The following is a 20,839-nucleotide window of genomic DNA, read 5'->3' as shown; positions in this document are numbered from 1 at the left end:
CTGCCTCGCGCCGCTGTCGGACGCTAGCCGTACTCTGGGGCCCATGCAGACCTCGCCGGACCGGCACGAGTATCCCGCCCACTGGGAAGCCGACGTGGTGCTGCGCGACGGGGGTACCGCGCGCATCCGGCCCATCACCGTCGATGACGCCGATCGCCTGGTCAGCTTCTACGAGCAGGTCTCCGACGAGTCGAAGTACTACCGCTTCTTCGCGCCGTACCCTCGCCTGTCCGCCAAGGACGTCCACCGCTTCACGCACCACGACTTTGTGGACCGGGTGGGACTCGCGGCCACGGTCGGCGGCGAGTTCATCGCCACCGTACGCTACGACCGCATCGGCGCTGACGGAACGCCCGCGTCCGCACCCGCTGACGAGGCCGAGGTCGCCTTCCTCGTGCAGGACGCCCACCAGGGCCGCGGAGTCGCCTCCGCCCTGCTCGAGCACATCGCCGCCGTCGCCCGCGAGCGCGGCATCCGCCGCTTCGCCGCCGAGGTGCTGCCCGCGAACAACAAGATGATCAAGGTGTTCACGGACGCCGGCTACACCCAGAAGCGCAGCTTCGAGGACGGCGTCGTCCGTCTGGAGTTCGACCTCGAACCCACCGACCGCTCCCTCGCCGTGCAGTACGCGCGCGAGCACCGCGCCGAGGCGCGCTCCGTGCAGCGGCTGCTCGCCCCCGGCTCGGTCGCCGTCATCGGCGCCGGGCGCACGCCGGGCGGCGTGGGCCGCAGCGTCCTCGGCAACATCCGCGACGCCGGGTACGGCGGACGCCTCTACGCGGTGAACAAGGCCCTCCCGGAGGGGCAGAAGGAGATCGACGGGGTGCCGGCCCACCGCTCGGTGCGGGACATCGACGGCCCGGTCGACCTCGCCGTCGTCGCCGTACCGGCCGAGCACGTCCCCGAGGTCGTCACCGAGTGCGGTGAACACGGCGTGCAGGGGCTGGTCGTCGTCTCCGCCGGGTACGCGGAGAGCGGCCCCGAGGGGCGCGAACGCCAGCGCGCACTCGTACGGCAGGCGCGTACCCACGGGATGCGGATCATCGGCCCGAACGCCTTCGGCATCATCAACACCTCCCCGCGGGTACGGCTCAACGCCTCCCTCGCCCCCGAGGTGCCGCGCCCCGGCCGGATCGGCCTGTTCGCCCAGTCCGGCGCCATCGGCATCGCCCTGCTGTCCCGGCTGCACCGGCGCGGCGGCGGCGTCACGGGCGTGACCGGCGTCTCCACCTTCGTCTCCTCCGGCAACCGCGCCGACGTCTCCGGCAACGATGTCCTGCAGTACTGGTACGAGGACCCCGACACCGACGTGGTCCTCATGTACCTGGAGTCCATCGGCAACCCCCGCAAGTTCACCCGCCTCGCCCGCCGGACCGCCGCCGCCAAGCCCCTGGTCGTCGTCCAGGGCGCGCGGCACGGCGCCGCTCCGCAGGGACACGCCGTACGCGCGACCCGGCTGCCGCACGCGACCGTCTCGGCGCTGCTGCGGCAGGCCGGCGTGATCCGGGTCGACACCATCACCGAGTTGGTGGACGCGGGCCTGCTGCTGGCCCGCCAGCCCCTGCCCGCCGGGCCCCGGGTGGCGATCCTCGGCAACTCCGAGTCGCTCGGCCTGCTCACGTACGACGCGTGCCTGGCCGAGGGCCTGCGACCGCACCCCCCGCAGGATCTCACCACCGCGGCCTCCGCGGCGGACTTCCACGCGGCCCTGTCCCGGGCGCTGGCCGACGACCGGTGCGACGCGGTCGTCGTCACCGCCATACCGGCGGTGGGGGAGGGCTCGGTCGGCGACACGACCCTCGCGCAGGCCCTGCGCTCGGCGGCGGCCGCCGCTCCGGCCAAACCGGTCCTGGTGGTCCACGTGGAGCTCGGCGGCCTGGCGGAGGCCCTCTCCGCGGCGGCGAGCACCGCGCCCCAGGCCGCAGCGGGTCACGACGACGCCCCGCGCCCGGTGTCGCAGGCCGCGGCGGGTCACGGCGACGCCCCGCGCCCGGTGTCGCAGGCCGCGGCGGGTCACGGCGACGCCCCGCGCCCGGCGCCCACCGAACAGCGGCCCCCGGCCCCGGAGGTCCAAGGAACCGCCGAGGCCCCCGAGGGCGCCCACCTCATCCCCGCCTACCCCGCCGCCGAGCGTGCCGTCCGCGCTCTCGGCCAGGCCGTCACCTACGCGCAGTGGCGGCGTGACGCGGCAAGCCCCGGCAGGGTGCCCGAGTACGACGACATCGACGAGAAGGGCGCCGCCGCCCTGATCGGCGGCTTGCTCGCGCGTGGACAGGGACTCACGCTCGGCACGGACGAGACCTGCGAGCTGCTCGGCCACTACGGCGTCCAGGTCCACCGCGCCCTGCACGCCCCGTCCCCCGACGCCGCCGCCGAAGCCGCCCGCACCCTCGGCTACCCCGTCGCCCTCAAGGCCACCGCCCCGCACCTCAGGCACCGCGCCGACCTGGGCGGCGTCCGTCTCGACCTCGCGGACGAGGACCAACTGCGCCGCTCGTACGCCGAGTTGACCGAGCTGTTCGGTGCGCCGGAGGAGTTGCGGCCGGTGGTGCAGCGGATGGCGCCGCGCGGTGTGGACGTCGTCGTACGGGCCGTGATCGACCCCGCGGCCGGGGCCGTGCTCTCCTTCGGGCTCGCCGGGGCCGCCTCGCAGCTGCTCGGGGACACCGCGCACCGGCTGATCCCGGTCACCGACCGGGAGGCGGCCTCGCTGGTGCGCTCGATCCGTACGGCCCCCCTGCTCTTCGGCTGGCGCGGCTCCGCACCCGCCGACACCCGCTCCCTGGAGGAGCTGCTGCTGCGGGTGTCCCGGCTGGTCGACGACCACCCCGAGGTCGTCGCGGTCACCCTGGAGCCGGTCGTCGTCGCCTCGCACGGCCTGAGTGTCCTGGGGGCCTTTGTCCGCCTCGCGCCCCCGCCCGCCCGCGACGATCTCGGCCCGCGCACCCTCCCCGCGTACTGACAGGGGGCGAGCTGTCCCTCGCAGTCAGTGGTCCCCCGTAGGATGGGCGTCATGGCCAAGACCAGTACGACGACCCAGGGGCTGCGGGCGGCGATCGAGCGCAGCGGCTACTACCCGGCCCTCGTGGCCGAGGCGGTGGAGGCCGCCGTGGGCGGCGAGCCCATCCGGTCGTACCTGGTCCACCAGGAGACGACGTTCGACCAGAACGAGGTGCGCCGGCACGTCACGGTGCTCGTCCTCACCGACAACCGCTTCATCGTCAGCCACACCGACGAGCAGGCCGCCGACACCACCTCCCCCACGCCGTACGCCACGACATCGACGGAGTCCGTGAAGATCGGCCGCATCTCGTCGATCGTGGTCAGCCGTGTGGTCGCCAACCCCGAGTCGTACAAGCCGGGCACCCTGCCCCGTGAGGTCGTCCTCACCATCGGCTGGGGTGCCGTCTCCCGCATCGACCTGGAACCGGCCGCCTGCGGCGATCCCAACTGTGAGGCGGACCACGGCTACACCGGCAACTCGACGGCGGACGACCTCAGTCTGCGCGTCAGCGAGGCCGGGGACGGACCGGAGACCGTGCGCGAGGCGCTCGCCTTCGCGCAGGCCCTCTCCGAGGCGACCGCGGACACGACCCGCTGATGGCACAGCCCAACACGGCCTGGGACGACCACCCCGAACCGCTCGCCCTCGCCTCCGCACCGGTACCCGAATACGGCAGTGGATCGCTCGCCGACCTCCTGCCCACCCTCGCCGCCGGCCTGGGCGTACCGGACATGAGCGCCACGATCACCGAGCTGACCCCCGCCGACCGGAACTGCGTGTTCCTTATCGACGGCCTCGGCTGGGAGCAGCTGAGGGCACATCCCGACGACGCCCCCTTCATGACGTCCCTGCTCGCCACCTCCCGCGGCGGCACCGGGCGTCCGCTCACCGCCGGCTATCCGGCGACCACGGCGACCTCCCTCGCCTCCGTCGGCACCGGTCTGCCGCCCGGCGCGCACGGCCTGCCCGGCTACACCGTCCGCAACCCCGACACCGGCGAGCTGATGAACCAGCTGCGCTGGCAGCCGTGGACCCCGCCGGGCCCCTGGCAGCCGTACCCCACGGTCTTCCAGCTGGCGCACGCGGCCGGGGTGCACGCGGCGCAGGTGTCCTCCCCCACCTTCGAGAACACCCCGCTGACCAAGGTCGCGCTCAGTGGAGGAACGTTCCTCGGGCGGTTGTCCGGCGAGGACCGCATGGACCTGGCGGCCAAGCAACTGGCCGCGGGCGACCGCTCCCTGGTGTACACGTACTTCGCCGAGGTCGACGGCGCCGGCCACCGCTTCGGCGTCGACTCCGACGCCTGGCGCGGCCAGCTCATGTACGCCGACCGCCTGGTCCAGCGCCTGGCCGAGCAACTGCCGCCGGGCAGCGCCCTCTACGTCACCGCTGACCACGGCATGATCGACGTGCCCTTCGACGAGCAGCACCGCATCGACTTCGACGAGGACTGGGAGCTGAGCGCCGGAGTCGCCCTGCTCGGCGGTGAGGGCCGCGCCCGGCACGTCTACGCGGTGCCCGGCGCCGCGAACGACGTGCTGACCTGCTGGCGCGAGGTACTCGGCGAGCAGTTCTGGGTGGCCTCACGCGACGAGGCCATCGCGGCGGGCTGGTTCGGCCCGCGGATCGACGAACGGGTGTACGGCCGGATCGGTGACGTGGTCGCCGCGGCCCGGGACGATGTCCTGCTCATCGCCTCCGAGCGGGAGCCGAAGGAGTCGGCGATGGTGGGCAACCACGGTTCGATGACCCCCGCCGAGCAGCTGGTACCCCTGCTCGAAGTACGCTCCTGAAACTGCCCCGCCCCGACCTGCCACGCCGAAAGGTGCTCATCTCCCCATGCCCGAGCTGGTGTTCTTCTGCGGAACGATGGACTGCGGGAAGTCGACGCTGGCTCTCCAGATCGAGCACAACCGCTCGGCGCGCGGCTTGCAGGGCATGATCTTCTCGCGTGACGACCGCGCCGGCGAGGGCAAGCTGTCCTCGCGCCTGGGCCTGGTCACGGACGCGGTGGAGGTCGGGGACGGGCAGGACCTCTACGGCTACCTCGTCGACCACCTCTCGCAGGGCGGCCGTGCCGACTACGTGATCGCCGACGAGGCGCAGTTCCTCGCCCCGGAGCAGATAGACCAACTCGCGCGCGTGGTCGACGACCTGAGCCTCGACGTCTACGCCTTCGGCATCACGACCGACTTCCGCTCCAAGCTGTTCCCCGGCTCGCAGCGGCTGGTGGAACTGGCAGACCGGGTCGAGGTGCTCCAGGTCGAGGCGCTGTGCTGGTGCGGAGCCCGCGCCACGCACAACGCCCGCACGATAGGCGGGGTGATGGTGGTCGAGGGGGCTCAGGTGGTCGTCGGCGACGTCACGCACTCGGCCGACGAGGTCGGTTACGAGGTCCTGTGCCGCCGTCACCACCGCCGTCGGATGACCGCGGCGACGGCCCACGCCGCAGCCCTGTCGCCGGACGTGCTGCCGGTGACGTCCGCCTGAAGCGCGGCTCGCCGGGCCGTCAGCCCGGCTGCTGGAGCAGCGCGAACCGCGCCCCTTCCGGATCCGCCACCCTCGCCACCCGTCCCTGGGCGGTGTCGTGCACCGGCTTGAGGACGTGCCCGCCGAGGTGGACGAGGTGGTCCAGTGCGTCGTCGACGTCGGCGACCTGGAAGTACGTGACCCAGTGCGGTCCCTGGTCGCGGGGCAGGGCGCGCCCCAGGCCGTGGATGCCGGCGACGGGCCCGCCGTCCAGGTGCAGAGTGACGTAGTCGAAGTCGGCGGAGACCACCGGCTCCTCCTCGTAGCCGAACACCGTGCGGTAGAACTTGGCGGCGCTCGCCGACTCGAAGGTCAGCAGCTCGTTCCAGGCGGGTGTGCCGGGAACGCCCGAGACGGCGGTTCCGAGGTGGGCGGCGGCCTGCCAGATGCCGAAGACCGCCCCCGAGGGGTCGGAGCCGATCGCCATGCGGCCGGCGTCGGCGGAGTCCAGCGGACCCACGCCGATCGTGCCGCCGCGGCTGCGTACCGTCTCGGCCGTCAGATCCACGTCCTCCGACGCGAAGTAGGGCGTCCACGCGATGGGCAGATGGCGGTCCGGCGGCAGCCGGCCGATACCGGCCACCTCGCGTCCGTCCAGCAGGGCACGCACATACGGGCCGAGTTGCTGGGGCCCCGGCTGGAACTCCCAGCCGAACAGCGCTCCGTAGAACTCCGCGGTCGCGGCCGGGCCGTGCACCATCAGGCTCACCCAGCAGGGCGTGCCGGGCGCGTGCCGAGCGGGTGTGTCACCGTTCGGTCCGGCGGACCCCCGTGCGTCGGTCATCGTCACTCTCTTCTCGGCCTCGCGGTGGCCGTGCTCTCCGCAGCCCCGGTGGGGGAAGCCCTGTGGGGCGTCCCTTGCCCGGGAGAATGCCCGAGGTGCGGGCCCTGTCCCTCGCGGCGCGCTTGTCGGCGTATGTCGTTCAGCTGTACAGCACGTGCTTGTTCCCGTACGCCGTGTGATCGTCCCGCTCCGGCCGAGCAGAGTAGCCGGACACGGACGGCTCGGCCACCCCGTGCGCGAGGATGGGGCCATGAACGCGATCATCTCCGCATCCGAGCTCGCGAGGGACCTCGCGGGCGTCCACCCGCCGGTCCTGCTCGACGTCCGCTGGCAGCTCACCGCGGCACAAGCGGCCGGCGAGCCGCCGTTCGACGGCCGGGCCGCATACGAGGCAGGACACCTTCCCGGGGCCGTATTCGTCGATCTGGACCGGGAGTTGGCCTCAGCGCCGGGGGAGGGTGGTCGGCATCCGCTGCCGGACCTCGCGCACTTCGGTGCCGCGATGCGCCGGTCGGGCGTGTCGTCCCGGACACCGGTGGTGGTCTATGACGGCGGCCAGGGGTGGGCGGCGGCCCGGGCGTGGTGGCTGCTGCGCTGGACGGGTCACCCGGACGTGCGAGTCCTCGACGGCGGGTTGCCGTCCTGGGAGGGGTCTTTGGAGAAGTCCGTGCCGGTTCCGGCGGAGGGCGACTTCGTGCCCGAGCCGGGTTCGACCGGACTGCTCGACGCCGACGCCGCCGCGGAGTTGGCGCGGTCCGGGGTGCTGCTGGACGCGCGGGCGGGGGAGCGCTACCGGGGTGAGGTGGAGCCCATCGATCCGGTGGCGGGGCACATCCCGGGCGCGGTGTCGGCGCCCACCACGGAGAACGTGGGGGCCGACGGGCGCTTCCTGCCCGCCGCGGAACTGCGGGCGCGGTTCGAGGAACTCGGCGTGACCGAGGGGGCGAGGGTCGGCGTGTACTGCGGGTCGGGCGTCTCGGCCGCCCATGAGGTCCTGGCGCTGGCGGCCGCGGGCATTCCGGCCGAGTTGTACGTGGGGTCGTGGTCGGAGTGGTCCTCGGACCCGGACCGGCCGGTCGCCGTCGGGCCGGACCCCCGGTGACGTGACACGAGGAGAGGGCCGCGCCAAAGGCGCGGCCCTCGTCACTGGTCAGCCGTGGGGCTACTCCTGCTTCTTGCGCCGTGTGCCGAACACGATCTCGTCCCAGCTCGGTACGGCCGCTCTGCGGCCCGGGCGCACGCCGTCCGCCTCGGCCTGGCGATCGGTGGCGCCGATGAGCCGGTCGCGGTGGCTGCCCACGGACCGCGGCATGAGGACGTCCGCATAGGCGGAACCGGCGGAGGCCGCGGGAGCGGGGGGCTCCTCTTCCTCGACCTCGGCGACGACGGGCTCCTCCTCGGGCTCCGCCGGGGGGAGTTCCGGAACCACCAGGTCGCCGCGGAAGCTCGGCACCGCCTCCAGCAGGCTGGTCAGCGAGTCGCGCTCGCCCGTGGTCTCCTCGACCGGTTCGGACGCTTGCGCGGGCAGGCTGGGCCGCTCGCGCTCGGGGCGGTCCAGCGGTCTATCGCGCGGCAGTCGGGCGATGCGGGGGACGAACGGGAAGCTGGGCTCGGGCGCGGCCAGGTCGTCGGACTCGCCGATCAGGGAGCGCGCCTCGTCGTCGACGGCCTGGACGAGCCGCCGGGGCGGGTCGTACGTCCAGCTCGCCGAGTGCGGCTCGCCCGCGACGCAGTAGACCAGCAGGACCTCCCACGTGCCGTCGTCGCGACGCCACGAATCCCACTGGACGGTGTCCTTGTCGGCGCCGCGCAGCAGCAGCCGCTCCTGTACGGCTTCGCCCAGCGGCGGGCCGGAGTTCTCGCCGGGGCGGCGGACGGGGGTCTTGCGAGCCCGCTCGGCCATGAAGGCACGCTCGGCGAGCACGGGGCCCTCGAAGCGGCGCACCCGGTCGACGGGGATGCCGGCCATCTGCGCGACCTCTTCCGCGGTCGCGCCCGCACGTATACGTGCCTGGATGTCGCGGGGCCGGAGGTGGCTCTCCACCTCGATCTCGATCTGGCCGAGACGGGGACGGTCGCCGCGCACGGCGGCGCGCAGGCGTTCGTCGATCGGAAGCGTGTACTCCGTAGAATCGGCAGCCTTCAGCACCAGCCGTGTGCCGTCATTCGAGACGGCCACGACACGCAGTTCGGGCATGGGGACCTCCCGGGTGGTGCCTGCCGACGTCACGTGCGTCGCTGCTTCCGCTAGTCGAGTGTGGCCTGCCCGGGTGCAGCCTGCCACAACCTTGCCGAGTTGCCCGGCGTGTCGGGCACGGGCCCTGGATCGCCGTTATGGCACGGTTACCTATTCGCAACGCTAAGTGACGAAACCTGTCACCCTGTGCAACTAGCCTCCTCCCGGCGGTCCTCAAGGCCCTGTACACCCTCACGGGAGACCGGACCCAGGGCTCGCCACAGTACTCCATTTGGGCCACGTGCGTGGATTGGCGCGCCGTCCCAACTTCTCGCAAGAGGAGGGACTCGGCCGCCCCTTGCCCCCCATCCGCGATCTTGAACGTGGGGAACTTCACGTAATCACCAGAATCGGAGGCAAGACTGTCGGCCGCACGCCCCTTCTTGTGCGGTTCAACGACCGTGTACGGGCCGCACGGGGTAGCGGCCGGTGCACGCGGCGGCCGTCGTCCTCGATCTGGCGATGGCCAAAACCACTCCCTACGAGCCGGCTTCGGGCCTGCCGGACGGGCCGGCCGTAGGGGCGCCGGGGTCGTCGGTCGGACTGAGCCGGGCCCCCCGGGCCACCATTGAGGGTCTGACCCCGGTCGGGCTGAGCCGGGCCACCCGCGGCCGCCACCGAGGGACCGGCCCGGCTCCGACGCCGAGCGCCACCGGGAGCGAGGGCACCGGGAACACCACCCCGGCGCGTCGCCTACGCCCCCAGAACCCTCCGCACGTAGTCGTTCTGGAACCGCCGGTCGGGATCGAGACGATCCCGCAGCGCCGTGAACTCACCGAAGCGCGGATACACCCGGGAGAAGTACTCGGCGTCCCGCGTGTGGATCTTGCCCCAGTGCGGACGGCCCTCGTGGGCGACGAAGATGCGCTCGGCCGCGGTGAAGTACCGCTGGTAGGGCGTGCCCTGGAACATGTGGACGGCGATGTACGCGCTGTCCCGGCCGGAGGCGGTGGACAGCGTGATGTCATCGGCGGGGGCGGTACGTACCTCGACGGGGAAGCTCACCCGGAGGCCGGAGCGGTCGACCATCGCCTTCAGTTCGCGCAGCGTCTCCACCACCGCCGCACGCGGAACGGCGTACTCCATCTCCACGAAGCGCACCCGGCGCGGGGACGTGAAGACCTTGTAGGGGATGTCCGTGTAGGTCCGCGCGGACAGGGCCTTGCTGGAGATCCGGGCGATCGCGGGGATCGTGACGGGCACCGCGCGGCCGACCCAGTTGGCCACCTGGAAGACGCCGTTGGAGAGGAACTCGTCCTCGAACCAGCTCTGGAGCTGCGGCACCGGCTTCTCCGGACCGGCGCTGCGGTTGTTGCGCTTGGTGTTGGTGCTGCCCGTGTGGGGGAACCAGTAGAACTCGAAGTGCTCGTTCTCGGCCCAGAGTTCCTCGAAGTCCGCAAGGACCCTGTCGAACGGCATCGGCTCCTCGCGGGCCGTGAGCAGGAACACCGGTTCGACGGCGAAGGTGATCGCGGTGACGATGCCCAGGGCGCCGAGGCCGATGCGGGCGGCGGCGAAAACCTCCGGGTTCTCCTCGTCGGAGCAGCTGAGGACCGAGCCGTCGGCCGTGACCAGCTCCAGGCCCTTGATCTGGGCGGCGATCGAGCCGGAGTCACGACCCGTGCCGTGCGTGCCGGTGCTGGTGGCCCCGGAGACCGTCTGCTCCATGATGTCGCCCATGTTCGTGAGCGACAGACCCTCGCGCGCCAAGGCCATGTTGAGCCTCTTGAGCGGGGTGCCGGCCTCCACCGTGACCGTCATGTTCTCGCGATCGATGCCGCGGATGCCGGTCAACAGGTGAGGACGGATCAGCACTCCGTCGGTCGCGGCTATGGACGTGAAGGAGTGCCCGGCACCCACGGCCTTCACCTTCAGGCCGTCCTCGGCGGCCCGCCGCACGGCGGCGGTCAGCTCGTCGACGGAGGCAGGGGTGACTTCGCGCGCGGGACGCGCGGAGACGTTGCGGCCCCAGTTACGCCACGTGCCGTTCTTTCCGTTCGCTGTGCTGCTCAACGGAGCCTCCCCCACCCGGTGCCGGTTGCTTGAGCCGGCGGAACCCGAGGAAACCCACCGCGACCGCGACGGCCCCGGCCACCGCCGAAACCCCGTACCCGGCACGCGCCCCGGCCGCGTCGATCACCCAGCCGGCCGCGGAGGAGCCGAGTGCGACCCCCACCGCGAGCCCGGTGCTCACCCAGGTCATTCCTTCGGTGAGCTGCGCGCGTGGTACGTGCTCTTCGATGAGGGACATGGTCGTGATCATCGTGGGAGCGATGGACAGACCCGCAACGAACAGCGCCACGGCCAGAAACGGCAAGTTTCCGACCAGTAGGAGGGGGATCATACTCACGGCCATGGCACATACGCCCAGCAGCCACCGTCGTTCCGGTGCCCCGGCGAAGCGCAACAGCCCATAGACCATGCCCGCCACACACGAGCCCGCCGCGTACACGGCGAGGACGACGCTCGCCGCGGCCTTGTGGCCCTCCTCGTCGGCGAAGGCCACCGTGACCACGTCGACCGCCCCGAAGATCGCCCCGGTGGCGACGAAGGTGGCCACCAGGACCTGAAGGCCCGGCGCGCGCATCGCGCTGCCGCCGCCCTTGCGCTCGCGCGGGTGCGGCTCGGGCTCGGTGGCGCGCTGCGCGGTCAGCCAGAACACGCCGACGGCCAGGAAGCAGGCGGCGAGCAGCGGGCCGGCCTCCGGGAACCAGGCCGTGGACAGGCCGATGGAGATGATGGGCCCGAAGATGAAGCACACCTCGTCCACCACGGACTCGAAGGAGTACGCGGTGTGCAGCTGCGGGGTGCCCCGGTACAGCGCCGCCCAGCGGGCCCGGATCATCGCTCCGACGCTCGGCACACAGCCGATGCCGACGCAGGCCGCGAACAGCACCCAGTCCGGCCACGAGTAGTGCGCGGCGACCAGCAGGACGGCCGCCGCCGCGAGCGAGATCAGCGTGGCCGGACGCAGCACCCGCCGCTGCCCGTACTGGTCCACCAGACGCGAGACCTGCGGCCCGGCCACCGCGGCGGCCAGCGCGATGGTGGCCGACAGGCCACCGGCCAGCCCGTACCGCCCCGTGAGCTGCGAGACCATCGTGACCACGCCGATGCCCATCATCGACAGCGGCATCCGGCCGAGGAAGCCCGCAGCTGAGAAACCCTTGGAGCCTGGGGCTGCGAACAGGGCGCGGTAGGGGCTGGGCACGGTTTCTCCGAAAAGCTCAGTAAGCTGCGAACGCAGTCGACACAGCTTACGGCCCGGAACGCCCCGACGCACCCGTGCGGCCCAGCCCCGGATCACCCCCGGCCCGCAGGGCACGCGGGTGTCCCCCGTCGTTTCCCGGCTGTCAGCGCAGGGTGGCAGGATCGACTCATGCCAGACGCGCGCGATGTCAGCCCCTACGACGCCCTGCTCCTGCTCTCGTTCGGCGGCCCGGAAGGCCCGGACGACGTCGTCCCGTTCCTGGAGAACGTGACGCGTGGGCGCGGCATCCCCAAGGAACGCCTCAAGGAAGTCGGGCAGCACTACTTCCTGTTCGGCGGGGTCAGCCCGATCAACGATCAGAACCGTGCCCTGCTGGACGCCCTGCGCAAGGACTTCGCCGACCACGGCCTGGACCTGCCGGTCTACTGGGGCAACCGCAACTGGGCGCCGTACCTGACGGACACGCTGCGCGAGATGGTCCGCGACGGCCGCCGCCGCGTCCTGGTCCTCGCCACCAGCGCCTATGCCTCGTACTCGGGCTGCCGCCAGTACCGCGAGAACCTCGCCGACTCGCTCGCGGCCCTGGAGGCGGAAGGCCTGGAGCCGCCCAAGGTCGACAAGCTCCGGCACTACTTCAACCACCCGGGCTTCCTGGAGCCCATGATCGACGGGGTGCTCCGGTCCCTCGCCGACCTCCCCGAGGACGTCCGGGACGGGGCGCACCTCGCCTTCTCGACGCACTCGATCCCGACGGCCTCCGCCGACACCTCGGGCCCCGTCGAGGAGCACGGCGACGGCGGCGCGTACGTGAAGCAGCACCTGGACGTGGCGCGGCTGATCGCCGACGCCGTCCGCGAGCGCACCGGCGTCGACCACCCCTGGCAGCTCGTCTACCAGTCCCGCTCCGGCGCCCCGCACGTCCCGTGGCTGGAACCGGACATCTGCGACCACCTCGACGAGCGGCACGCGGCCGGTGTCCCGGCCGTCGTCATCGCCCCCATCGGCTTCGTCTCCGACCACATGGAGGTCCTCTACGACCTCGACACGGAGGCCAAGGCCAGGGCCGAGGAGCTCGGGCTGCCGATGCGGCGCTCGGCCACCGTCGGCGCGGACGCGAGGTTCGCGGCAGCGATCCGCGAGCTCGTCGTGGAGCGCGCCGCCGCCGAGCGCGGGCAGGCCGTGACGCCGTGCGCCCTGGGCGCCCTGGGTGCGAGCCACAACCTCTGTCCGGTCGGCTGCTGCCCGGCCCGCGCCCCCCGGCCCGCCGCCGCGGGCGCCGACAGCACCTACGCGTGAGGAGCCCTGTGACCGACCCCCTGCACACGGACCTGCTCGACCTCGCCCAGGAGGCCGCCCGGCGCGCCGGCGCGCTGCTGCGGGACGGACGCCCGGCCGACCTCGCGGTCGCCGCCACCAAGTCCAGCCCCATCGACGTCGTCACCGAGATGGACATCGCGGCGGAGAAACTGATCACGGGCCTGATCGCCGAGCGCCGCCCGGACGACGGCGTCCTCGGCGAGGAGGGAGCCGCCACGGAGGGCACGAGCGGCGTCCGCTGGGTGATCGACCCGCTCGACGGGACGGTGAACTACCTGTACGGGCTGCCCACCTGGGCCGTCTCCATCGCCGCCGAGCAGGACGGCGAAACCGTCGTCGGAGTCGTCACGGCACCGATGCGCGGCGAGACCTTCCACGCCGTGCGCGGCCGGGGCGCCTGGGCCACCGGCGCGTGGGACGGCGAGCGCAGGCTGGCCTGCCGCCCCGCGCCGCCCCTGGACCAGGCGCTGGTCTCGACGGGCTTCAACTACGTCGCCGACGTCCGCGCCCACCAGGCCGACGTGGCGCATCGGCTCATCCCGCTGCTGCGCGACATCCGGCGCGGCGGTTCGGCCGCGGTCGACCTGTGCGACGTGGCCGCAGGACGCCTCGACGGCTACTACGAGCGGGGACTGCACCCCTGGGACCTCGCGGCGGGGGACCTGATCGCCCGGGAGGCGGGCGCGCTGACCGGTGGACGCCCCGGAGAGCGCCCGTCAGGCGATCTGGCAGTGGCGGGCACTCCCGGTGTCTTCGAGCCCCTCCAGCGCCTCCTGGAGGACTTCGGCGCCTGGCACGACTGAGGAAGACCGGAGCTCCCCGACGACGGCTGACGGTGTGCTGAACCCCAGGTGAACACGCCCTCACGACAACGCAGCGGGCCCCGGCGCTGGATTCGCCGGGGCCCGCTCCGTACGGCCTGTCAGACGCTCGTGGCGCCGACCTGCACACCGTGCTCGGCGGCGAGACGGCGCAGGTCGTCGAGCTCGCCCTGCTCCACGTCGACGAGGAACTCGTCGCCCTCGTCGCGAGCCCGGGACAGATCGGTTTCGGTCGCCCTTATGCGCTGCAGAAGTCCTGCGGTGAAAGCGTCCATGCTGCGCCCCCTCGTCCTGGGTCGTGGGTCGACGGCACGGGGGTGTGCCGTTGTGAAGGGACGATCACGCCGCGTGTGGATGCCCAGCGCCGCTCGGCCGGGCGGCGACGGTGCCGGACACCCACGCCCGCCCTGCGCAAAAGCGGATTGATGCGCACCGCATGGTGGTGCGGCGCCAGCGGAGCGTGATCGTGGGATGTAAAGCCGTCCTCCCCAAGCTCCCTTCCGAGGAAACCTCACCGGACGAGAAAATCTCCTCCTCCCCACGGGATCACCGCCCTCTCACCCGCCTTACCTCCGACTTATGACCGAAAAGGGCAGGATGGAGAGCAACACACCACGACACCGTCGAAGACCCCTGCCCGCGTGCGCCCGATGAGGGCTGCGCGGGTGGACATGAGGAAGGACCAGGAACGTGCGCGTACTCGTCGTCGAGGACGAGCAGCTGCTCGCCGATGCGGTGGCCACCGGACTGCGCCGGGAGGCCATGGCCGTCGACGTCGTGTACGACGGTGCGGCCGCCCTGGAGCGCATCGGCGTCAACGACTACGACGTGGTCGTCCTCGACCGGGACCTCCCGCTCGTGCACGGCGACGACGTCTGCCGCAAGATCGTCGAGCTCGGCATGCCCACCCGCGTGCTGATGCTCACCGCCTCCGGCGATGTCAGTGACCGAGTCGAGGGACTGGAGATCGGCGCCGACGACTACCTGCCCAAGCCGTTCGCGTTCAGTGAGCTCATCGCGCGCGTGCGCGCTCTCGGCCGGCGCACCAGCGTGCCCCTGCCGCCCGTCCTGGAGCGCGCCGGGATCAAGCTCGACCCCAACCGCCGCGAGGTCTTCCGGGACGGCAAGGAGGTCCAGCTCGCGCCCAAGGAGTTCGCTGTCCTGGAGGTGCTGATGCGCAGCGAGGGTGCCGTCGTCTCGGCGGAGCAGCTCCTGGAGAAGGCCTGGGACGAGAACACCGACCCGTTCACGAACGTCGTGCGCGTGACGGTCATGACCCTGCGCCGCAAGCTGGGCGAGCCGCCCGTCATCGTCACCGTCCCCGGCTCCGGCTACCGGATCTGATACCCCGTGGCGACGACTCCCGCGCCCCCGCAGGCGCCCCCCAAGCCCACCTGGGACCCCAGGAGGCCCGTGCCGCCCTTTCCCTGGCTGCGCCCGACCATCCGCATACGGCTCACGCTGCTGTACGGCGGCATGTTCCTCATCGCCGGAATCCTGCTGCTGTCGATCATCTATCTGCTGGCCGCGCAGGCGCTCAACACCGGTAACGAACCACTCTTCAAGATCGTCGGCGGCACAGAGATCAAGGTGGCCAGCGAGAACTGCCCTGCGGTCAACTCCGCCAGTCCGACGCTCACCGAGTTCAATGCGGCGATCAGCGAGTGCATCGACGATCAGCGGCAGAGCGCCCTGGACAACCTGCTCAGCCGCTCGCTCCTGGCCCTGCTGGGGCTCGCGGTCATCGCCTTCGCCTTCGGCTACGCGATGGCCGGCCGCGTCCTGTCCCCGCTGGGCCGGATCACCCGCACCGCCCGTGCGGTGGCGGGCTCCGACCTCTCCCGCCGGATCGAGCTGGACGGTCCGGACGACGAGCTCAAGGAGCTGGCGGACACCTTCGACGACATGCTGGAGCGGCTCCAGCGCGCCTTCACGGCCCAGCAGCGCTTCGTCGGCAACGCCTCGCACGAACTGAGAACGCCCCTGGCGATCAACCGCACACTCCTCGAGGTGCACCTGTCCGACCCGAACGCGCCCATGGAACTCCAGCAGCTCGGCAAGACACTGCTGGCCACCAACGAGCGCAGCGAGCAGCTCGTGGAGGGTCTGCTGCTGCTCGCCCGCAGCGACAACCAGATCGTCGAGCGGGGGCCCGTGGACCTGGCCGAGGTCGCCTCCCGGGCCATCGACCAGGTGCACGGCGAGGCAGAGAGCAAGGGCGTGCAGATCCGGGGCGAGCAGAAACCCGCGGTCGTCCAGGGCAACGGGGTGCTGCTGGAGCGGATCGCGCTCAACCTGGTCCAGAACGCCGTGCGCTACAACATCGCGGAGGACGGCTGGGTCGAGGTCACCACCGAGGTCCAGCACGGCCAGGCGGTCCTGGTCGTCGCCAACACCGGCCCGGTCGTGCCGGCGTACGAGATCGACAACCTCTTCGAGCCCTTCCGGCGGCTGCGTACGGAGCGGACGGGCAGCGACAAGGGGGTCGGGCTCGGACTGTCGATCGTCCGGTCCGTGGCCCGGGCGCACGGCGGGCACATCTACGCCCAGCCACGTGAGGGAGGTGGGCTCGTGATGCGGGTCACGCTGCCCGTCTGAGATCATGTCGCCGATCAACTCGGCAACACACGGGGATGTTCGCTTTGCGCGGAATTTTGGAAACCGCGCCGGGCGTGTCCCGTGTGTGATCGATCACAGAGACTTCTTTCCGGTCATTTACGTTCCGTGATCATGCACGCTGTCGGAAAGCCGGGAAAATCCCGGTTTTCGCGGGTCTTGATCACGGGAAGTACACGGTGAGACGCCTTTGTAGTGCGGCATTCGGACCGTGTACGGTCCCCATCGCCATCCAAGCCGATCACTCGTGAGGAGTCCGGTTGGGTGTCGATTGAGTAACAGACCTTGATGTGAGGCAAAATCTCCGCCTCAGGTCGGGCACAAGTCCGGCCTCTCACGCGTTACGTGCGCTGGAGACACCGCAGACACCCAGAGGGGGAGAGCGACCATGGCAACCGATTACGACACTCCACGCAAGACCGACGACGACGTCGACTCGGACAGTCTCGAAGAGCTGAAGGCTCGGAGGAACGACAAGTCGGCCTCCGCCGTGGACGTCGACGAGTTCGAGGCCGCAGAGGGCCTCGAACTGCCCGGAGCCGACCTCTCGAACGAGGAACTGGCAGTCCGGGTGCTCCCGAAGCAGCAGGACGAGTTCACATGCATGAGCTGCTTCCTGGTGCACCACCGAAGCCAGCTGGCCCGGGAGAAGAACGGTCAGCCGATCTGCCGCGACTGCGACTGAGGGCGGGTCGGCCGTGACTGGCTCGACCCCTCCCTGGAAGCGCCGCTTCTCCAAACGGAAAGCGGACGAAGGGCCGAAGGACGGCCCGTGGTACGGCGCGCGTGAGGACGAGCGGGGCCCCACCGGTACGGCGGCGGCCTCGCTCGAACCTGCAGCGGACCGGGGTGACCTCCCGGCATCCGTGGACGTCCCCGCACCCGTCGCGAGACGGCGGGCGGGGGCGATCCGGGAGCGGGCCAGGGAAGGCGCCCGCAAGGGCGGCGACCGGGCCCGGGCGGGGCTCGCCCACCTCGCCGACCGGATCATCGAACTGGCCCCGCGCGTCCCCGTACGGGACCTGGCGACGCTGCGCAGGCAGTTCCCGGGCCTCGGGCCCGAGGAGCTGGCGGACAAGCTCGTGGCGGGCGCCGCGAACGCGACGGCGACGGTCGGCGCGGGTATCGGCGCGGCCGCGATGATGCCCATTCCCCTGGCGATGCCGACGGAACTGGCCGCCGAGGTCACGGGCGTCGCCGCGATCGAGCTCAAGATGATCGCCGAACTCCACGAGGTCTACGGCGTACGGCCGCCCGGCCATCTCAAACAGCGCAGCACCGCGTACCTCGAGTCGTGGTCGGGGGAGCGCGGCATCGACGCGTCCAAGCCGTCGACGGTCAGCACGGCGCTGAACAGCCGCATGAAGCGCGAACTGCGGCAGCGGATCATGAAGCGCATGGTCCGCAACATGCCGAATCTGATGCCGTTCCTGGTGGGCGCCGCCGTCGGCGCGGTCATGAACCGAGGCGAGACGAGAAAGCTCGCCGGCCGGATCCGCGCGGACCTGCGCAAGATCCAGGTGCCCTGGGACGCCCTGGAGGAGCTCCCCGCCCTGGACCGTCCGGCGGACGCCTTGGAGATGGGCGAGATCACCCACGACCCCCTGGGTCGTCACGAGGACGACCGGCGCGACGGCCGAGACGACGGCAAGCAGGGCGATGGGAGCTGAATCCGGCCCGTCAACAGCGGCGGATGCCCCGCCCGGATGTGCTACGCGGCCTTCGCCGTCCTCAGCGCCTGCGCCAGGCGCTCCGGCTCGCGCGTGGACAGGTACAGGTACGGCGTCGGGTCCTGCGGGTCCGTGACCTCCACGCGCAGGGCCGTGGGGATGTACGCGCGCAGCAGCAGGAAGGCGCGCGGGTCGGCCTTGTACGTGCGCCAGGCGCGGGCCCCCTCCGCGTCCAGCACCTCCGCCTCGCCCAGGGCCGTCACCGGGATCTTCGCCTCGCCCGCGATCAGCAGGTCGCCCACCACGCGGATGCGGACCGAGCCGTACGAGCTCGCTGCGACGGCCGCGACCGCGGTGCCCCCCGCCATGCCGCCGAGCATCGGCAGCGTGCCGAAGGGGAGCAGGATCAGGGCCATGGTGACGCCCACGAGGAACGAGATCAGCCACCAGGTCCGCGGGGCGGTGAGGCGTTCTTCGTAGGGGGCGGCGGAGAGCTGCATGGAGCCAAGCTTGACACGGTGTCCGGAAGGGGCCGACGCGCGGGTAAGGTCTCCCGCTGTGAGTGGTACTTCCGCAGCTCTTCAGCCTCCGGCCGACGCCGTCCGACCGGTGCGGCATCCGGACGCGCCCGCGCCCGGTGAGCTCCTCGGCGCGCACTACGGCGCGTGTTTCGGCTGTGGTGGCGACCAGCCGCACGGGCTGCACCTGGAGGCGCGGGCCGGTGAGCGTGTGTCGCTGACCGCCGAGTTCACCGTGCAGCCCGCCCACCAGGGCGCCCCGGGCCTCGCACACGGTGGCGTGCTCGCCTCCGCCCTGGACGAGACCCTCGGCTCGCTGAACTGGCTGCTGCGCACGATCGCCGTGACCGGGCGGCTGGAGACCGACTTCGTACGGCCCGTGCCCGTCGGGACCACGCTGTACCTGGAGGCGGAGGTGACGGCCGTCGCCGGGCGGAAGATCTACTCCACCGCGACCGGCCGCGTCGGCGGCCCCGACGGGCCCGTCGCCGTGCGCGCCGACGCGCTCTTCATCGAGGTGAAGGTCGACCACTTCGTCGACCACGGCCGCCGGGAAGAGATCCAGGCGGCCATGAACGACCCGGACCAGGTCCGGCGCGCGCGTGCCTTCGAGGTGAACCCGTGATCCGGGAAAGCTCCCCGGGCGCAGTCGGCCCCACGGGCACCGACCGCCCCACGAGCCCCGTGAGCAGGCAGCCCTTGGACGTGCTGATCCGACGCATCGATCCGGACGTACCGCTTCCGTCGTATGCGCAGCCCGGGGACGCCGGGGCCGATCTGCGGACGACCGAGGCGTGCCGACTGGAGCCCGGTGAGCGAGCGGTACTGCCCACGGGGGTGTCTGTGGCGTTGCCGGAGGGGTACGCGGCCTTCGTGCACCCGCGATCCGGTCTGGCCGCTCGCTGCGGCGTCGCCCTGGTGAATGCCCCGGGGACGGTTGATGCCGGGTACCGTGGGGAGATCAAGGTGATCGTGGTGAATCTCGACCCGCGCGAGGCCGTGCGGTTCGAGCGCTTCGACCGGATTGCCCAACTGGTGGTCCAGCAGGTCGAGAGGGTCCGCTTCCGGGAGGTGGCGGAACTTCCCGCCTCCGCGCGGGCTGAGGGGGGCTTCGGGTCCACCGGAGGCCATGCCGCGGTGGACGGGACGAGCGGCACAAGCGGTCAGGCCGCCCTGGGCGGTCAGGCGGGTGGGAATCGATACGCTTCGGTCGTATCCGACCGGGAAGGACAGTGACGTGTTCGGACGTCGCAAGAAGAGGGATGCCGCCGAGGACGCGGCCGGCGAGGCCGAGCAGGTCGTCGACGGTGTCGACACTGAGGCGGACGAAGAGCGCGAGCGCCTGAGGCTCGAACCGGCGCCGCGCCCCGACGGACCCTGGGACAGCTCCGAGGTCCGTGACCCGAGCGAAGGCCGAGTCGACCTGGGCGGTCTGTTCGTGCCGGGCGTCGACGGCATGGAGCTCAGGGTCGAGGTCGCGGGCGACGCGATCGTGGCGGCCACGGTCGTGCTGCGCGACAGCGCCATCCAGCTCCAGGGCTTCGCCGCCCCCAAGCGTGAGGGCATCTGGGGTGAGGTGCGCGAGGAGATCGGCACCGGTATCACCCAGCAGGGCGGCATCGTCGACGAGGTCGAGGGGCCGCTGGGCTGGGAGCTGCGCGCTCAGGTGCCCGTACAGCTGCCGGACGGCACCGGCGGCTTCCAGGTGGTGCGGTTCGTCGGCGTGGACGGCCCCCGCTGGTTCCTGCGCGGGGTCATCTCGGGCCAGGGCGCGGTGCAGCCGCAGGCCGCCGGGCTGCTCGAGCAGATCTTCCGGGACACCGTCGTGGTGCGCGGTGAGGGCCCGATGGCGCCCCGTGACCCGATCGTCCTGAAGCTGCCCAACGACGCCCAGATGGTCCCCGAGGGCGTCCAGCAGGAGGAGGGCTCCCGTTTCGCGGGCGGAATGGGCCAGCTCCAGCGCGGGCCGGAGATCACCGAGGTCCGCTGACCCCACAGAGGTATCCAGGGCCGTACCCCACCGAGGGTGCGGCCCTTTCTCGTGCGCGGAACCTTGACGGCGTATTGGCCGTACCTGCGGTCTCCGTTCAACGCGCCTGGCCATGAAGGCGCTTCACGTTCACGTATGAGAAC

20 protein-coding genes are annotated in these 20,839 nt (G+C 71.8%); 14 read left to right on the top strand and 6 right to left on the bottom strand.

Annotated features, from left to right (window positions below; all coding sequences use genetic code 11):
* The first annotated feature begins 43 nt into the window (after positions 1-43).
* The 4 genes from ACIQHQ_RS33225 to ACIQHQ_RS33210 are packed head-to-tail and all read left to right on the top strand — an operon-like array spanning position 44 to position 5,494.
* Positions 44-2,962 (top strand): GNAT family N-acetyltransferase, encoded by a 2,919-nt coding sequence (locus ACIQHQ_RS33225; RefSeq protein WP_402619244.1) that lies wholly within the window; start codon positions 44-46, stop codon positions 2,960-2,962.
* A 51-nt stretch (positions 2,963-3,013) separates the two neighbouring features.
* Entirely contained in the window at positions 3,014-3,601 is a 588-nt protein-coding gene (locus ACIQHQ_RS33220) for a DUF5998 family protein (RefSeq protein WP_402619241.1), read from the top strand.
* A complete protein-coding gene (locus ACIQHQ_RS33215) occupies positions 3,601-4,797 on the top strand; it encodes an alkaline phosphatase family protein (RefSeq protein ID WP_402619238.1) in 1,197 nt (398 codons plus the stop codon). The genes ACIQHQ_RS33220 and ACIQHQ_RS33215 overlap by 1 nt, the downstream gene beginning before the upstream one ends.
* Before the next feature lie 46 nt (positions 4,798-4,843).
* Positions 4,844-5,494: a thymidine kinase gene (locus tag ACIQHQ_RS33210; RefSeq protein WP_388247745.1), complete on the top strand. Its 651-nt coding sequence runs from the start codon at positions 4,844-4,846 to the stop codon at positions 5,492-5,494.
* Between the two features lie 19 nt (positions 5,495-5,513).
* On the opposite strand, the gene ACIQHQ_RS33205 is transcribed toward ACIQHQ_RS33210, so the two are convergent.
* Positions 5,514-6,317: a VOC family protein gene (locus ACIQHQ_RS33205; protein WP_402619235.1), complete on the bottom strand. Its 804-nt coding sequence runs from the start codon at positions 6,315-6,317 to the stop codon at positions 5,514-5,516.
* 250 nt (positions 6,318-6,567) lie between these two features.
* Between ACIQHQ_RS33205 and ACIQHQ_RS33200 the strand changes: the two genes are divergently transcribed.
* Complete coding sequence (locus ACIQHQ_RS33200) at positions 6,568-7,419, top strand: sulfurtransferase (RefSeq protein WP_402619232.1); 852 nt, start codon at positions 6,568-6,570, stop codon at positions 7,417-7,419.
* 60 nt (positions 7,420-7,479) lie between these two features.
* Here ACIQHQ_RS33200 and sepH read toward each other — a convergent pair whose 3' ends face one another.
* The 3 genes from sepH to ACIQHQ_RS33185 all read right to left on the bottom strand — a co-directional run bounded on the left by sepH (position 7,480) and on the right by ACIQHQ_RS33185 (position 11,764).
* Positions 7,480-8,514, bottom strand: coding sequence for a septation protein SepH (sepH, locus tag ACIQHQ_RS33195; protein WP_390980045.1), 1,035 nt, complete (start codon positions 8,512-8,514; stop codon positions 7,480-7,482).
* A 732-nt stretch (positions 8,515-9,246) separates the two neighbouring features.
* A complete protein-coding gene (locus ACIQHQ_RS33190) occupies positions 9,247-10,566 on the bottom strand; it encodes a D-arabinono-1,4-lactone oxidase (RefSeq protein ID WP_402619228.1) in 1,320 nt (439 codons plus the stop codon).
* Complete coding sequence (locus ACIQHQ_RS33185) at positions 10,526-11,764, bottom strand: MFS transporter (RefSeq protein WP_402619225.1); 1,239 nt, start codon at positions 11,762-11,764, stop codon at positions 10,526-10,528. The genes ACIQHQ_RS33190 and ACIQHQ_RS33185 overlap by 41 nt, the downstream gene beginning before the upstream one ends.
* Positions 11,765-11,932: 168 nt before the next feature.
* Here ACIQHQ_RS33185 and ACIQHQ_RS33180 point away from each other — a divergent pair, with 168 nt between their 5' ends.
* Both ACIQHQ_RS33180 and ACIQHQ_RS33175 read left to right on the top strand, forming a co-directional pair.
* The gene (locus ACIQHQ_RS33180; RefSeq protein ID WP_402619222.1) at positions 11,933-13,060 is read left to right on the top strand and encodes a ferrochelatase; all 1,128 of its coding nucleotides are present in this window, start codon (positions 11,933-11,935) and stop codon (positions 13,058-13,060) included.
* 8 nt (positions 13,061-13,068) lie between these two features.
* Positions 13,069-13,884 (top strand): inositol monophosphatase family protein, encoded by an 816-nt coding sequence (locus ACIQHQ_RS33175; protein ID WP_402619219.1) that lies wholly within the window; start codon positions 13,069-13,071, stop codon positions 13,882-13,884.
* A gap of 119 nt (positions 13,885-14,003) precedes the next feature.
* Here ACIQHQ_RS33175 and ACIQHQ_RS33170 read toward each other — a convergent pair whose 3' ends face one another.
* Positions 14,004-14,177 (bottom strand): hypothetical protein, encoded by a 174-nt coding sequence (locus ACIQHQ_RS33170; RefSeq protein WP_390980035.1) that lies wholly within the window; start codon positions 14,175-14,177, stop codon positions 14,004-14,006.
* Between the two features lie 415 nt (positions 14,178-14,592).
* Between ACIQHQ_RS33170 and ACIQHQ_RS33165 the strand changes: the two genes are divergently transcribed.
* The 4 genes from ACIQHQ_RS33165 (at position 14,593) to ACIQHQ_RS33150 (ending at position 18,188) form a co-directional block, all read left to right on the top strand.
* Positions 14,593-15,246 (top strand): response regulator transcription factor, encoded by a 654-nt coding sequence (locus ACIQHQ_RS33165; RefSeq protein ID WP_003993508.1) that lies wholly within the window; start codon positions 14,593-14,595, stop codon positions 15,244-15,246.
* A gap of 6 nt (positions 15,247-15,252) precedes the next feature.
* Positions 15,253-16,500 carry a sensor histidine kinase gene (locus tag ACIQHQ_RS33160; RefSeq protein ID WP_402619216.1) on the top strand — a complete coding sequence of 416 codons (1,248 nt, stop codon included), beginning with the start codon at positions 15,253-15,255 and terminating at the stop codon, positions 16,498-16,500.
* 406 nt (positions 16,501-16,906) lie between these two features.
* On the top strand, positions 16,907-17,203 hold the full coding sequence (locus ACIQHQ_RS33155; protein ID WP_003993510.1) for a DUF4193 domain-containing protein: 297 nt from the start codon (positions 16,907-16,909) through the stop codon (positions 17,201-17,203).
* 13 nt (positions 17,204-17,216) lie between these two features.
* Positions 17,217-18,188: a hypothetical protein gene (locus ACIQHQ_RS33150; RefSeq protein ID WP_402619213.1), complete on the top strand. Its 972-nt coding sequence runs from the start codon at positions 17,217-17,219 to the stop codon at positions 18,186-18,188.
* 41 nt (positions 18,189-18,229) lie between these two features.
* On the opposite strand, the gene ACIQHQ_RS33145 is transcribed toward ACIQHQ_RS33150, so the two are convergent.
* Entirely contained in the window at positions 18,230-18,688 is a 459-nt protein-coding gene (locus ACIQHQ_RS33145) for a DUF3093 domain-containing protein (protein ID WP_402619210.1), read from the bottom strand.
* Between the two features lie 58 nt (positions 18,689-18,746).
* Between ACIQHQ_RS33145 and ACIQHQ_RS33140 the strand changes: the two genes are divergently transcribed.
* From ACIQHQ_RS33140 to ACIQHQ_RS33130, 3 genes are all read left to right on the top strand, one after another.
* On the top strand, positions 18,747-19,331 hold the full coding sequence (locus ACIQHQ_RS33140) for a PaaI family thioesterase (protein WP_402619208.1): 585 nt from the start codon (positions 18,747-18,749) through the stop codon (positions 19,329-19,331).
* Positions 19,332-19,405: 74 nt separating this feature from the next.
* Positions 19,406-19,942 carry a dUTP diphosphatase gene (gene dut / locus ACIQHQ_RS33135; protein WP_402619205.1) on the top strand — a complete coding sequence of 179 codons (537 nt, stop codon included), beginning with the start codon at positions 19,406-19,408 and terminating at the stop codon, positions 19,940-19,942.
* A gap of 1 nt (position 19,943) precedes the next feature.
* Positions 19,944-20,696, top strand: coding sequence for a DUF3710 domain-containing protein (locus ACIQHQ_RS33130; RefSeq protein ID WP_184565594.1), 753 nt, complete (start codon positions 19,944-19,946; stop codon positions 20,694-20,696).
* Positions 20,697-20,839: the final 143 nt, after the last annotated feature.

Origin of the sequence: Streptomyces sp. NPDC092370 (assembly GCF_044755265.1) — a bacterium.
In the GTDB taxonomy this organism is placed as follows: Bacteria; Actinomycetota; Actinomycetes; order Streptomycetales; family Streptomycetaceae; genus Streptomyces.
This window is presented reverse-complemented; position numbering and strand designations above follow the sequence as displayed.

Excerpts from the sequence above, each read along its gene's own strand:
- ACIQHQ_RS33145 (WP_402619210.1), bottom strand. The coding sequence starts at position 18,688 with ATGCAGCTCTCCGCCGCCCCCTACGAAGAACGCCTCACCGCCCCGCGG.
- ACIQHQ_RS33220 (WP_402619241.1), top strand. The coding sequence starts at position 3,014 with ATGGCCAAGACCAGTACGACGACCCAGGGGCTGCGGGCGGCGATCGAG.
- ACIQHQ_RS33205 (WP_402619235.1), bottom strand. The coding sequence starts at position 6,317 with ATGACCGACGCACGGGGGTCCGCCGGACCGAACGGTGACACACCCGCT.
- sepH (WP_390980045.1), bottom strand. The coding sequence starts at position 8,514 with ATGCCCGAACTGCGTGTCGTGGCCGTCTCGAATGACGGCACACGGCTG.
- ACIQHQ_RS33200 (WP_402619232.1), top strand. The coding sequence starts at position 6,568 with ATGAACGCGATCATCTCCGCATCCGAGCTCGCGAGGGACCTCGCGGGC.
- ACIQHQ_RS33215 (WP_402619238.1), top strand. The coding sequence starts at position 3,601 with ATGGCACAGCCCAACACGGCCTGGGACGACCACCCCGAACCGCTCGCC.
- ACIQHQ_RS33180 (WP_402619222.1), top strand. The coding sequence starts at position 11,933 with ATGCCAGACGCGCGCGATGTCAGCCCCTACGACGCCCTGCTCCTGCTC.
- ACIQHQ_RS33210 (WP_388247745.1), top strand. The coding sequence starts at position 4,844 with ATGCCCGAGCTGGTGTTCTTCTGCGGAACGATGGACTGCGGGAAGTCG.
- ACIQHQ_RS33170 (WP_390980035.1), bottom strand. The coding sequence starts at position 14,177 with ATGGACGCTTTCACCGCAGGACTTCTGCAGCGCATAAGGGCGACCGAA.
- ACIQHQ_RS33155 (WP_003993510.1), top strand. The coding sequence starts at position 16,907 with ATGGCAACCGATTACGACACTCCACGCAAGACCGACGACGACGTCGAC.
- ACIQHQ_RS33225 (WP_402619244.1), top strand. The coding sequence starts at position 44 with ATGCAGACCTCGCCGGACCGGCACGAGTATCCCGCCCACTGGGAAGCC.